Origin of the sequence: Nocardia sp. XZ_19_385 (assembly GCF_015355755.1) — a bacterium.
Classification (GTDB): domain Bacteria; phylum Actinomycetota; class Actinomycetes; order Mycobacteriales; family Mycobacteriaceae; genus Nocardia.
The window spans coordinates 1,983,783-1,996,782 of record NZ_JACVEE010000001.1; the positions used below are offsets into that span (position 1 = coordinate 1,983,783).

Genomic DNA, 13,000 nt, shown 5'->3' on the forward strand with positions numbered 1-13,000 from the left:
CGTGTACCCGTGACCGAGCTGCGTGCAGACATTCGCCCGAATGGGGGCTCCTCGCCGTGGCAGCGAGCAGCGCGGAAGCGGTCGGTGCGGGGTCGGCGGCCGTTGGTGCTGCTGATTCCCGCTGTGGCCGGGCTGCTGTTTCTGGCGGGCCCGCTGGTCGGGCTGTTGGTGCGGGCGCCGTGGGCGACGCTGCCGGATCGGCTGTTCAGCGCTGAAGTACTTACCGCGCTGCGGCTTTCGCTGGTGTGCGCGACGCTGGCCACGGTCATCTGCCTGGTGCTGGGGATTCCGCTGGCCTGGTTGCTCGCGCGCGGGGATGTGCCAGGCCGAGGGCTACTGCGCGCGCTGGTGACCGTTCCGCTGGTGTTGCCGCCGGTGGTCGGAGGTGTCGCACTGTTGCTGGTGCTCGGCAGGCGCGGGCTGGTCGGGCAATATCTGCACGAATGGTTCGGTGTTTCTTTGCCTTTCACCACCACCGGCGTGGTGATCGCGGAGGCGTTCGTGGCCATGCCGTTCCTCGTGATCTCGGTGGAGGGTGCGCTGCGGGCGGCGGATCCGCGGTTCGAAGAGGCCGCGGCCACGCTCGGCGCGTCCAGGTGGCTGACCTTCCGGCGGGTGACACTGCCCTCGGTGCTGCCCGGGGTGATCGCGGGGTCGGTGCTCTGCTGGGCGCGAGCGCTCGGGGAATTCGGCGCGACGATCACCTTCGCGGGTAACTTCCCCGGCAAGACCACCACGATGCCGCTAGCTGTATACCTCGCGCTGGAGACCGATCCCGACGCCGCCATCGTGCTCAGCCTGGTGTTGCTCGCGGTGTCGGTGATCGTGCTGGTCGCGTTGCGCGAGCGCTGGATTCGAGGAGCGGCATGACACTGCGCGCCGAATTGGGTGTTGCCCGTGGACAGTTCCGGCTCGATATCGAGTTCGAGGTGGCGGCCGGGGAAGTGGTGGCGCTGCTGGGGCCGAACGGGGCCGGGAAGACGACCGCGCTGCGGGCGCTGGCGGGGTTGACGCCGCTCACCGAGGGCCGCCTCGAAGTCGGCGAAAAGCTCTGGGACGCACCGCCTCAGGTGTTCGTGCCCGCGGAGCGGCGCGAGGTCGGCGTCGTCTTCCAGGACTACCTGCTGTTCGCGCATCTGAACGCACTCGACAATGTCGCCTTCGGACTCCGTGCCCGCGGCCACCGCCGGGCCGCCGCCCGCGAACGCGCCGCACAGTGGCTCGACCGTGTCGGCCTGGCCGAGCACCGCGACGCCAAACCCCGCGCCCTGTCTGGCGGCCAAGCCCAACGTGTCGCACTGGCAAGGGCTTTGGCCACCGACCCACAGCTGCTGCTGCTCGACGAACCCCTGGCCGCCCTGGACGCGAGCACCCGCCTGCGCGTGCGCTCGGACCTCGCCCATCACCTGTCCGGCTACCCCGGCCACACCGTGCTCGTCACCCATGACCCGCTCGACGCGATGGTGCTGGCCGACCGCCTGGTCATCCTCGAGAACGGCGCCATCGTCCAGGAGGGCCCACCGGCCGAGGTCGCCCGCCGCCCCCGCTCCGACTATGTCGCAAACCTGGTGGGCCTCAACCTGTACCGCGGCACCGCCGACGGCACCCACGTCGCCCTCGACGGCGGCGGCTCCTTCACCGTCGCCGAACCCGGCAGCGGCACAGTACATGTCGCGTTCCCGCCGAGCGCGGTAAGCCTGCACCCCGAACAACCCGCCGGCAGCCCCCGCAACACCTGGCCGGTCACCATCGCGGGCATCGAACAGCACGCCCACACCACCCGGGTTCGACTCGACGGCAACCCACCCGTCCTCGCCGACATCACCCCGGCGACAGTCGCGGACCTCCACCTACACCCGGGCACCGAACTCTGGGCCGCGGTCAAAGCCACCGAAACCCACACCTACCCCGCCTGACCCCCGCTCCGCACACTCCTGTGTGGTTCAGTCTTCGGTGCGGGGATCTCGGTGGAAGAGGGTGAGGGTGTCGGGCTGGCTTTCGAAGACGAAATCGCGGCCCTTGTAATCGACTTCGCCGTCGGTGGCGAGGGAGACCGACGCTTCGGTGACCGAGACTTCGAAACGGTGGCCTTCGTGGCGGACGTAGGTGGGTGAACGGTCGAGGGTGCCGGTGAGGGTGGACCAGATCAGGCGGGTGCGCGAGAACGGGACGTCGGCGCGCAGATAGCGGACGTCGAGGGTGCCGTGGTGCAACTCCGGCCGGGAGCGCGGGATCTGGTTGGGCGGGTCGTAGCGTCCGTTGCCGACGAACAGCATCCAGATGGCCATCGGTTCGCCGTCGATCACCGCGTGCAGCGGTTCGGCGCCGAGCAGCACGCGCACCATGGAAATGCCGGCGGCGGGCCACTTGCCGAGGTGCTCCTGCCAGCGCTCCCGCAGGCGGACGAAGTCGGGATAGCCGCCGAGGCTGGCGGTGTTGACGAAGGTGCGCGACTCGGAGTCGTCGTACCGCACCGTGGCCGCGTCACACGCCGCCACCTGGCCGGTCTCGACGGCGGCGAGGGTGGCCTCGATGTCCGCGACGCCCGCGTCCCGGGCGAAGTGGTTGAGGGTGCCGCCGGAGAACACCGCGAGCGGAAGCCGGTGCCGCGCCGCGTAACCCGCCACCGAGGACACCGTGCCGTCCCCGCCGAACACGCCGATCGCGCGAATATGGTCGCGGCTGAGTCCTTCTTCGAGCTGCTTGTCCAGCCCGATGGCCGGGTCCAGTTCGACGAAGTCCGCTTCCGGCAGCCGGTCCCGCAGTTGCGCCGGGTCGTAGGTGCCGACGCCGCTACCGAGGCCCGCGTTCGGGTTGATCACCATCAGCAGACCACGGCCGCGCGGCAGCGGCTCGATCCGCTCGGCGGGCCCGAGCAGGGCCGGTTCATCCTCACGCACCGCCCACCACCGGTGCGTGGCCAGCGCGATACCGGATCCGAGCGCCGCGCCCGCCACCACATCCGAGGGCCAGTGCACGCCGATATGCACCCGGGAATATCCGACAGCCGCGGCCAGCGGTACCACCGCGACTGCCGCAGCGGGATATTCGAGTGCCACCCCGGTCGCGAAGGCGGCTGCCGAGGCCGCGTGTCCGGACGGGAAGGACGACGACACCGGCGGTTTCACCAGCCGCCGCACGAACGGCACCGACTCGTCCGGTGGCCGCCTGCGCGGAAACAGTGGTTTGGCTACACCATTCGCGATACCGCTGGCGAGACCGACCGCGACGAGCCCACGCGCGCCGGCTCGGCGCGCGGCGGGGCTGCCGAGCAGGATCATGGCCGCTCCCGCACCTATCCACAACCGGTTGTAGTTCGCACTGGTGCTCAGACCGCGCAGCATCCGGTCGGCGCGCGAGGGCCGAACCCGCGCGCTGCGGTCGACCAGCCACACATCCAGGGCGCTGGCCAGGCCGTGCGGTCTGGAGGACTTGCGATCCCGTTTAACACGCATCGTCCCAGCCTAGCCATGATCATCCGCGCCGCCAGGTCAGAACCATCGACCCTGGTCAGCGGCGGCCAACCCGCTGCCGGATCGGCGCATCCCGCATGGCATCATCGAGCCGCCGCGGATCTGAGCGCGCAGGGGTATCGCAAGAAGTCGATGGGTATTGCCGGTACAGCGGCGCCGCGCCTGAATCACTGTTGGTGTCAACGCTTTCGACGCTGATTCCGCGCGCGTGGGCGGCCGGTGTCGGGTTCGTCCACAACCGGAGGTGCCAGGTGCGTTCACAAGCCCAGTCACGGACACCAGCCGGTGTGCGCTCCCCCGGGCGGCGGAAACTCGGATCGGCGCTGGCCGTGCTGCTCGTGACCAGTGCAACTCTTGTCGCGGGGTGTGAATCACCGAAGCGGACCGAGGCCGCGTGCCCGGGCGACTCCGTCCCGGCGGCCGGGTGGACGCCTTCGAACACCGAGATCGATGCCGCGATCGACCGGCATCCGTTCGTCGGCAACGGGTATCTGGGGCTGCGGGTGCCGCCCCGCGGGATGGGCTATTACGCGTCGAACGAGGCGACCGGCTGGCCGCTCTACACCCCCGCCTACGACGGGGCGTTCGTCGCCGGTCTGTACGGCAATCAAGCGGGCGTGGCCGAGGACCGGCAGGTCGCGGCGGCCATTCCGAACTGGTCCGGCCTGCTGGTGGGTGTGGATGCGGAGCAGTTCTCCCCCGCTACACCGGCGGCGCAGATCTCGAACTTCAGCCAAACCCTGTATCAGCGTTGCGGATTGGTGCGCACGGCGTTGACCTGGACCACCGCGGACGGCAAAGCCACCGACCTGACCTATGAGGTGCTGACCGACCGCACCGATCAACATGTCGGCGCGGTGCGGCTCACAGCGGTGCCGCGATGGTCGGGGGACCTCGTGGTGACCGACAAGCTGGACGGTGCGGGCGCCCGGCGGATCACGCAGACCGGCGGTGGCGCACGCGACGACAGCGCGATCGGTGTCGAATTCCGCACCGACGGCACCGGCACCGCCGGAAGCCTTGTCTCCGTGCTCGACTCGGGCTCGGTGCAGCCCGACCGCGCGCAGCAGCCGGAGGCGAAAGACCTGTCGGTGAGCCAGCAAGCGCGAATCCCGGTGCAGGCGGGCAAGTCCTATGCCATCACCAAGTACGTAGGTGTCGATACCGCCCACACCGCAACGGTTCCCGCCGCCTCCGCCTTGAACGCCGCCCGAGCCGCCGCGCGCCAGGGGTGGGCGGAACTGCTCGCACAGAGCGCGGGCGTCTGGCGCGACCTGTGGCGCGGTGACTTCGAGGTGCCGGGCGATCCGGAGATCCAATCGTGGACCCGCGGCGCCCTCTACTCCCTGTATTCCGCCACGAATACCAGTCAAGACAACAGCCTTTCACCGGTCGGGCTGAGCAGCGACAACTACGGCGGACTGGTGTTCTGGGACGCCGACATCTGGATGTTCCCCGGCCTGCTGCAACTCGCACCGAACCTGGCCAAATCAGTTGTCGAGTACCGCTTCAAGACGCTGCCCGCCGCCCAGGCCAACGCCGAACGGCTCGGCTACCGCGGCGCGTTCTATCCGTGGACCAGCGCCACCAGCGGCGATCTCGACGAATGCCACAGCTGGGATCCACCGCACTGCCGCACCCAGATCCATCTGCAGGGCGACATCTCGCTGGCCGCCTGGCAGTACTACCTCGGCACCGGCGACAAAGACTATCTGCGCGAACGCATCTGGCCGATCATGCGTAATGTCGCCGAGTTCTGGGCCGCGCGGGTGCATCACAATACCGACGGCAGCTACTCCATCCTCGATGTCGCCGGGCCGGACGAGTACAGCAACGGCGTGAACGACGCGGTTTACACCAACGGCGGTGCGGCACTGGCTCTGCGCAATGCGGCGCGGGCCGCCGAAATCGTCAGTGCGCCAGCGCCTTCGGAGTGGTCGGTGATCGCGAACGGACTGCGCATGCCGTTCGACCAGGAGCGCCAGATCTTCCGGCAGTACGACGGATACCAGGGCACACCCACCAAACAGGCCGACACCGTGCTGCTGATCTATCCGCTGGACTGGCCGATGTCACCGCAGGTCGCGGCCAATGTGCTCGAATACTATTCGGAGCGAACCGATCCCGACGGCCCGGCGATGACCGATTCGGTGAACGCCATCGACGCCGCCCGGATCGGCGCACCCGGCTGCGCTACCGGCACCTATCTGGAACGCTCGGTGCGCCCGTTCATCCGGATGCCGTTCGCGCAGTTCGCCGAGTCGCGCGGGGAGAAGGCGGGCGCACACGACCCGCTCGCGGGAGCGCCCGCGTTCACCTTCACCACGGCGGCGGGCGGATTCCTGCAGACCTTCACCAACGGCCTACTCGGACTGCGCCTGCACGACAGCGAGATCGAGATCGCTCCCCTGCTGCCGCCACAGCTCGAATCTGGCTTGAAGATCCATGGAATACATTGGCAGGGGCGCGTTTTCGACGCCGAGATCGGGCCTGACGAAACTCGGATCTCGGTCTCGAAGGGCGCGCCGATGCAGGTCCGTACACCGTCCGGCACGCACCTCGCCGGCGCCGGAACGCCGCTCGTCGTCAAGACCCGGCGGCCGGATCTGGCACCCACCCAGGATCTTTCGCAGTGCAAGCCGGTCCGCACCAGTACCGCCGAATCGGGTCGCTACGGCGACGCCGCCGTGGACGGCACGCTGGCGACAGCTTGGGCGCCGGACGGCACACAGGGCACCCTGACCGTCGACCTCGGCCGGGAAACCGAGATCGGCGCCGTGGTCCCGCACTGGACCGATGCCGCGCCCACGGCCGTCACCGTCGCGGTTTCCCTCGACGAAAAGGACTGGACAACAGTCGAACTCGATCCGGCGACCGGCTGGCTCGGAACTCCCGCGTCCGGGCGGTTCGTACGGCTCGAGGTCACCGGTTCGGATACCCAGCACCCCGGCGTCCGCGAACTCGACGTCACTGCCCCGCTGTGAACCCGACTCTTGCGCCAGCCGCCCCACCCTGCTCCGATTACGCACACGCACCAAGCACATCGGAGGCCCTATGTTGTCGTTGCAGGAGATTTCGGACCGTCTGGAAATTCAGGACCTGATGGTCCGCTACTCCCACGCCGTCGACACCAGGCAATGGGACCTGCTCGACGACATCTTCACCGCCGACGCCCACATCGACTACTCCGCCATGGGCGGCGCCACCGGTGACCTCGCCTCGACCAAGGCCTTCCTGGCCGCGACACTCCCGAATTTCCCCGCCTACCAACACCTCATCAGTAATTCCTCGATCACCGTCGACGGCGATTCCGCGACCGCCCGCACCATCTGCCACAACCCGATGCTCATCAAAGACCACGACGGCAATCAGACTCTGATGTTCTGCGGCCTTTGGTATCTGGACGAATTCGCCCGCATCGACGGCCAATGGCGCATCGCGAAACGATCCGAGGAAAAGAGCTACATGTATCTGACCCCGGCCACACCCGGGTTCTGACAACACGACGCCCACCGCGCTGCGAAGCACGGTGGGCGTCGGTCAGTTATTCGGAGCGGCCGAACCTCAGAGGTTGGCGCCGCACACCGGCCAGGCACCGGGGCCCTGGGTGGCGAGCACGTTCTCCGCGACGCGGATCTGCTCCTCGCGGCTGGCGGCGGACGGGCTGCCGGAGCCACCGTTGGCGGCCCAGGTGGACGGCGAGAACTGCAGGCCACCGGAGTAACCGTTGCCGGTATCGATCGCCCAGTTGCCGCCACTTTCGCACTCGGCGACGGCATCCCAGTTGTTGCCGCCCTCGGCGGACGCGGTAGCGGTGGACAGGCCGAACGGGACTGCCACGAGAGCGGCGGCAACCGCGGTCAGGCCGAAGGCACGCGTGCTGACATTACGCATAAACGACATAAAGTAATTCCTGCCCTGCGTTTACCGTCCCGGCGCTACTTCAGCCAGGTCCCTGCCCCCAGGGGAACTCGGGGATCCTCAGACCGCGGGACAGGGATTCCGGCATTCGGCGGTCGAGTCAAAGCCCGTCGTTATCCGGGCCGCCAATGACGGTAGCCAATAATCACGGAACGGTCACATCGCGAATCGGCGCGCATGTGCGACACGAATTTCCGACATTCCGGCATCGGCGCAAGTCGGCACGCGTGGCGCGGAAATTACATCTTTGTCGTTACCAGTGCGTTATGTGGATGAGATCACTACGAGATGGTGACCCGGCGCACTAGATCGCGAAGGAACGGCCAGGGTCGGCGTAACCGATCGGGCCGTCGTACCGGGTTCGGGCACGGGCGATGGCGGCGTCCGGGGTCAGGAATCGGCTGACATGGGTGAGGACCAGTTGCCGCGCTCCGGCCTCCGCGGCGGTGGCGCCCGCGTCCTCGGGCGTGCAGTGCACTGCGAGGCCCTCCGACGGCGAGCCGTCCGCCTCGCACAACAGGAGGTCGGACTCGGCGGCCAGGCTGGTCAGAGCCGCGCAGGGGCCGGTGTCCCCGGAGTAGGTCAGCGCCGTGGCGCCCGCCTCGATACGGGCCGCGAAGGCGGGCATGCCGTGCTCCACCGCGGCGGCCCGGACACGCAGACCACCGATGTCCGCCTGGTGCCCGTCGAACAACTCGTGCACCTCGTAGGCCGACTCGATGGGACTGCGCACCGGCCCGTTGGTCAGGAAGTCCGCCAACCGGCCGGCGATGCCGGGTGGGCCGTAGAGCGGGATGGGCGCAGGCAGCCGCACGTCGGCGTAGCGCGCTCCGTAATAGGCCGTGAGCAGATCCGCGCAGTGGTCGGCATGCAGATGCGAGATCCAGATGGCGTCGAGCTCGTCCAGGCGGACGTAGCGCTGCAGCTGTGCCAGCGTGCCGGTACCCGCGTCCAGCCACAGCCGGGTATCGCCGTGCGTGACGAGATAGCCCGAGCAGGCGTTGCCGGCAGCCGGATACGGAGTTGCACTGCCCAGCACCGTCAGAACAAGATCGCCCGCACTCATCCCCGGAGCTTAAGAGGACCGGCGGCTCAGTTGTTGATGAGCAGGACGACCTTGCCCGGCCCACGGCCGTGTTCCATCTCCTGTTGCGCCAGAGCGACCTCGCCGAGAGTGAACGTGCGGGCCGCGGCGGGCAGGCGGAATTCGCCGGTGACCACCCGCTCGGCGACCTGCTGAGCCAGCTCGACCGGGCGCGGTCCGGGCCCCCCACTGGCGAAGGTGACGCCCAGCTGCGCCGCCGCGGGATCGGCGATGGTGATGATCCGGTCGGTGCTGCCCCGCAGTTCGATGGCAGCGGGCAGCCCACCGTGCCCGGCGGTATCGAAGACCGCGTCGACGCCGTGCGGGGCGAGGGCCCAGACCTGGTCGGCGAGACCGTCGCCGTAGATCGCCGGTATCGCTCCGAGCGCGCGCACGATCTCCTGATTCCGGACCGAGGCGGTGCCGATCACGACGACCCCCTCGGCGATCGCCAACTGCACCGCCATCGAGCCGACCGCCCCGGACGCCCCGTTGACCAGCAGCGTCTCCCCCGCCTGCAACTTCAGCATGTCGAGCACCTTGGCGGCGGTGCTCACCGCGACCGGCAGCGCGACGGCGTCGGCCCAGTCCAGCCCCTCGGGTTTGCGCGCCAGCGCGCTGCTCAGCGCGTATTCCGCGTAGCCGCCGCTGCGGGCCCACCCGAATACCTGGTCACCGATCGCGTGCCCGTGCGCGTCGGGACCGAGCGCGTCGACGAATCCGGCGATCTCGCCGCCCGGGAACTGCGGGAACCTGGGCTCCCCGAAAACCAGTGCGCCGGAACGCATCTTCCAGTCCGCCGGATTCACCCCGGCGGCGCGCACCGCGACCCGCACTTCGTCGCCGACCGGTTCCGGCACCGGAACCTCGACGACGTGCAGTACCTCCGGCCCACCGAATTCGTTGTACGCAATCGCCCGCATACAGCCCACCCTAGGCCCCGGGCCCGCCTTTGGGTCGCGCAACACGGAGGCATTCCAACCGCCGCCCGACGCCCTCCTAGCCGATAGCCGAATACCCTTGGCCTAGTGTGCATTACGTTCACCTGCCGGGTAGTACTACTCGTGCCACACCCGCCCTCGCGGGCCTAACCTGGGCCCATGCAGATCCCCCGCCGGAACTCCGATGCCAACGATGCCCGGATCCGGAATACCGACACCGACCTGAGCGATTTCGAATTCCGCTACCCGCCTGCGGTTTTCACCCCGGAGCCCACGCCCCGGGCGCACGATCGGTTCGGTGCGCGTCCGCGCGGCCGCGATATCTATCGGGGCCGCTTCCAGTGTGAGCGCGAAGCCTCCTGAACGACACGACTCTACCCAAGCACTTGCTTGGTTCCACGCCGCCGGTTCACAATGACCCGATGGACGATTTCGCACAACGCTCCGGCGCCGCGCTGGTGCTCGGCGCCAGCGGCGGTTTGGGGCAGACGATCACGCGCATGCTGATCGAACGCGGCAGCGATGTGGCGATGACCTACTTCCGCTCGGCCGGCACGCTGGAGCCGCTGCGGGCCGCCGCCAAGGAACACGGCCGCACCGCGAAAGCCTGGCAGCTCGACCTGTCCGATGCCGCCCAGACCTCCGAGGTCGTCACCGAGGTGGCCGCGGCGTTCGGCGGCATCCACACCCTGGTCTACGCCGCCGGTCCGCACGTGCCGATGGTGCACCTGAGCCGGATCACCCCGGCCGACTTCCGACGGCAACTGACCGAGGACACGACCGCGTTCTTCAACGCCGCACACGCGACGCTGCCGCATCTGCGCAGCGCGCAGGGCAATATCGTCGCGGTAACGACGGCCGCCACCACGCGATTCCCGGTGCGCGACAGCCTCTCCAGCGCGCCCAAGGCCGCGGTCGAGGCACTGGTCCGGGCCATCGCCGCCGAGGAAGGCCGGTTCGGCATTCGCGCCAACTGTGTCGGGCCGGGCATGACCACCGACGGCATGGCGATCCGACTGTTCGACTCCGGCGACTTCGACGAGCACGCCCGGGAGATCGCACGCGGCAATATCCCGCTGCGCCGCTTCGGCGATGCCGACGACATCGCCGAAGCGGTCTGCTTCCTCGCCTCCGACCGCGCGGGCTACATCAGCGGCCAGAAGCTCGACGTAGACGGCGGCTACGGCGCCTAATCTTTCAGCGCCTGCTCACGCAATGCGTTCAGCGTCTTCGACAGGATCCGCGACACCTGCATCTGCGAGACGCCCAATTGCTCGGCGATCTCGGTCTGCGTTTTCGACTCGAAGAACCGCAGGATGAGGACCTTGCGTTCGCGCTCGGGCAGCGCCGCGATGAGCGGCTTCACCGCGAGGTAGTCCTCCACATTGCGGTATTCCGGGTCGTCGGTGCCCAGGGTGTCCATCGGGGTGAGCGGGCTGTTGTCGTCGTCACTGTCGGTGGCGGCGTCGATCGGCGAGGTCTGGTAGGCGTTGCGGGCGATCAGCGCCTGCGTCACCTCGACCAGGTCGGCGTCGAGGTGCTCGGCGATCTCGCTGGCCTTGGGCATCCGGCCCAGCCGCTGCGACAGCGTCTCCACGGCGGGGCCGATGAGTTGCTGAATCTCCTTGAGCCGCCGCGGTACTCGCACCGCCCACGCGTAGTCGCGGAAGTGCCGCCGGACCTCGCCCATGATGGTCGGGATCGCGAAGGACAGGAACGACGCCCCGTGCGCCGGATCGAACCGGTCCACGGCCGCGACCATGCCGACCCGTGCGATCTGCAGCAGGTCTTCGAAGTTCTCGCCCCGCCCGGTGAACTTGCGGGCGATGTGCTCGGCCAGCGGCAGGCACCGCCGGATCAGCTCTTCCCGAACCTCGTGCCTGCGCGGATCGCCCTCGTCGAGCGCGGCAAGCTCGGCGAACAAGGGCTCGATATTGTCGTAGCTGTCGCTGCCGCGTTTCCGTGGTCCGCGGTCGGGGCGAGGCGAACGCGCCTCATCGTTCATCGGTGGTTCCGCCTCTGACCCAGGTGAAGACGACGACCGTAGGATAACCGGAAACCGTTGCGTCGAACGGGGTTTGGGCCACCGAAATGGTGTCGGTCAGGGTCTCGACGATGTGCCAGCCGAAATTGCCCTGGTCCAGCGAAGTATCGGTGGCCGAGACCCCGGAGACTTGGACGGTGATGGCGCCGTCGCGATAGCTGAAACCGGCCTCTACCTCGGACCCGGGCACCGCGCCCAGCATCAGGGCCGTGGCGATCTCGTCCAGGGCGAGTCGAATGTCGGTGACCTCGTCGATCCCGAAATCTGCGATGAGGGTGACGGTTTCGGCGAGCGCGCGCAGCATGGTCAGCTGTTCGAGCTCCGCCGGGACCCGTACCCCGATCGTCGTCGTTCCTGTCGAGGACTCCGAAATCTTCTCGTCCATCCCATCACCGCTCTCTGAGTGGTCATCGGCGAGCACTGTGCTCGCCCACCCCGTCGGTTGGCGCCTCTTGCCAACCCCGGGGGTGACCACGCCGACCGCGGCGGTCAGCCTACCTCGAGGCGATGGGTCAGGTCGGTGGAGCGATCTTCGTGATGACGATCGCACCGTCGCGCACCGCCACCGTGACGAACTGGCGGTAGGTGCGGACCGTGGCATCCGGGCGCATATCGGTGATGACGACATCGAAGCGGCCGTCGGGCATCGGGGTGATCAGCACGCAGTGCCGGGTGCCCTCGGGCACCGAGCCGATGCCCTTGTCGATCACCGCCGCCGAGGGGACGGACGCGTCGGGTGCGGTCAGTGCACGAGCGGCGGTGCCGGAGCGCTCCACGTAGTAGGCGTGCTGGAACGCCAGGATCGCGTCGGGGCCGGTTTCGCTGGAGCCGATGCCGTTCCCCCGCACGAACTGTTCGGTGCGGGCTGCCTCACACCCCGGGCCGCCGCCCAGCGCCGCGCCGGCGACGGTGGGCGAAGATTCGCTCGACCCGCTGGCCTGCGCGGTGTAGACGGCGACGATCGCGACGGCCGCCAGGGAGGCGCCGCTGGCCACCGAGACCACCACCCACGGGTGCCGGGTGCGTTTGCGATGGCTGTGCGGACGCGTCGCCCGGGCGGGCCACAACCGCTGATGCGGTTCGACCCGGCGCGCCGGTAGCGGCTGCCGCGGTTCGATCCGCTGTGGGGCCGCCCGCTGCGGTGTCTGACGGAGCGGGGACGTGTGTGGCTGCGTGATCTCACCGCGTTCGGGTTCGGGGCGCGATGGCGGCTCCACGCGCTGTTGGACTCGTTTTGCCTGCTGCGCTTGCCTGGCTTGCTGGTGCAGCGGAATCATTCCCGGCCACAGCGGGACGCCTCGACCGCCCTGGCCGGCGCGCCCCCCGAACTGACGCGCGCCAGCGCGGCCACCTGGCTCGGATGCGTACGCCGACGACATGTTCGCCACACTCCCTTGACCGACGCCTTCACGGCGACCCCGGCATCTCCTCAATGCCGTTGCGCAGTACCAACATTGCATAACTCGCCGGGAAATGGAGGGCGAATGGGTGTGAAGAGCCGCACCGCCGGAAGATATCCGGTGTGAGCCGGGCGAAA

At 68.7% G+C, this 13,000-nt stretch carries 13 protein-coding genes; 6 read left to right on the plus strand and 7 right to left on the minus strand.

Features of this window, described 5'->3' with window-relative positions; genetic code table 11:
- The first annotated feature begins 18 nt into the window (after positions 1-18).
- The gene (gene modB, locus IBX22_RS09365; RefSeq protein ID WP_375540229.1) at positions 19-870 is read left to right on the plus strand and encodes a molybdate ABC transporter permease subunit; all 852 of its coding nucleotides are present in this window, start codon (positions 19-21) and stop codon (positions 868-870) included.
- A complete protein-coding gene (locus IBX22_RS09370) occupies positions 867-1,916 on the plus strand; it encodes an ABC transporter ATP-binding protein (RefSeq protein ID WP_194814906.1) in 1,050 nt (349 codons plus the stop codon). Before modB ends, IBX22_RS09370 begins: the two co-directional genes overlap by 4 nt.
- A gap of 27 nt (positions 1,917-1,943) precedes the next feature.
- Here the strand turns inward: IBX22_RS09370 and IBX22_RS09375 are convergent, their stop codons facing one another.
- Entirely contained in the window at positions 1,944-3,455 is a 1,512-nt protein-coding gene (locus IBX22_RS09375; protein ID WP_194814907.1) for a bifunctional phosphatase PAP2/diacylglycerol kinase family protein, read from the minus strand.
- Positions 3,456-3,724: 269 nt separating this feature from the next.
- Here IBX22_RS09375 and IBX22_RS09380 point away from each other — a divergent pair, with 269 nt between their 5' ends.
- Together IBX22_RS09380 and IBX22_RS09385 are read left to right on the plus strand one after the other, a co-directional pair.
- A complete protein-coding gene (locus IBX22_RS09380) occupies positions 3,725-6,457 on the plus strand; it encodes a discoidin domain-containing protein (protein WP_309234502.1) in 2,733 nt (910 codons plus the stop codon).
- Between the two features lie 70 nt (positions 6,458-6,527).
- Positions 6,528-6,971, plus strand: a complete 444-nt coding sequence (locus tag IBX22_RS09385) for a nuclear transport factor 2 family protein (protein ID WP_194814909.1) — start codon at positions 6,528-6,530, stop codon at positions 6,969-6,971.
- A gap of 66 nt (positions 6,972-7,037) precedes the next feature.
- Here IBX22_RS09385 and IBX22_RS09390 read toward each other — a convergent pair whose 3' ends face one another.
- The 3 genes from IBX22_RS09390 to IBX22_RS09400 form a co-directional block, all read right to left on the minus strand.
- Positions 7,038-7,376: a transglycosylase family protein gene (locus IBX22_RS09390; protein WP_194814910.1), complete on the minus strand. Its 339-nt coding sequence runs from the start codon at positions 7,374-7,376 to the stop codon at positions 7,038-7,040.
- Between the two features lie 322 nt (positions 7,377-7,698).
- Positions 7,699-8,460: an MBL fold metallo-hydrolase gene (locus IBX22_RS09395; RefSeq protein WP_194814911.1), complete on the minus strand. Its 762-nt coding sequence runs from the start codon at positions 8,458-8,460 to the stop codon at positions 7,699-7,701.
- Between the two features lie 26 nt (positions 8,461-8,486).
- Positions 8,487-9,401: an NADP-dependent oxidoreductase gene (locus tag IBX22_RS09400; RefSeq protein ID WP_194814912.1), complete on the minus strand. Its 915-nt coding sequence runs from the start codon at positions 9,399-9,401 to the stop codon at positions 8,487-8,489.
- Between the two features lie 177 nt (positions 9,402-9,578).
- Here IBX22_RS09400 and IBX22_RS09405 point away from each other — a divergent pair, with 177 nt between their 5' ends.
- Both IBX22_RS09405 and IBX22_RS09410 read left to right on the plus strand, forming a co-directional pair.
- The gene (locus IBX22_RS09405) at positions 9,579-9,782 is read left to right on the plus strand and encodes a hypothetical protein (RefSeq protein WP_194814913.1); all 204 of its coding nucleotides are present in this window, start codon (positions 9,579-9,581) and stop codon (positions 9,780-9,782) included.
- 59 nt (positions 9,783-9,841) lie between these two features.
- Complete coding sequence (locus tag IBX22_RS09410; protein WP_194814914.1) at positions 9,842-10,612, plus strand: SDR family NAD(P)-dependent oxidoreductase; 771 nt, start codon at positions 9,842-9,844, stop codon at positions 10,610-10,612.
- Here the strand turns inward: IBX22_RS09410 and IBX22_RS09415 are convergent.
- From IBX22_RS09415 to IBX22_RS09425, 3 genes are all read right to left on the minus strand, one after another.
- Positions 10,609-11,424: an RNA polymerase sigma factor SigF gene (locus IBX22_RS09415; protein ID WP_194814915.1), complete on the minus strand. Its 816-nt coding sequence runs from the start codon at positions 11,422-11,424 to the stop codon at positions 10,609-10,611. The two genes, IBX22_RS09410 and IBX22_RS09415, sit on opposite strands and share 4 nt — an antisense overlap.
- A complete protein-coding gene (locus tag IBX22_RS09420; protein ID WP_194814916.1) occupies positions 11,414-11,848 on the minus strand; it encodes an anti-sigma factor in 435 nt (144 codons plus the stop codon). Before IBX22_RS09420 ends, IBX22_RS09415 begins: the two co-directional genes overlap by 11 nt.
- A gap of 127 nt (positions 11,849-11,975) precedes the next feature.
- Complete coding sequence (locus IBX22_RS09425) at positions 11,976-12,680, minus strand: hypothetical protein (protein ID WP_309234504.1); 705 nt, start codon at positions 12,678-12,680, stop codon at positions 11,976-11,978.
- Positions 12,681-13,000: the final 320 nt, after the last annotated feature.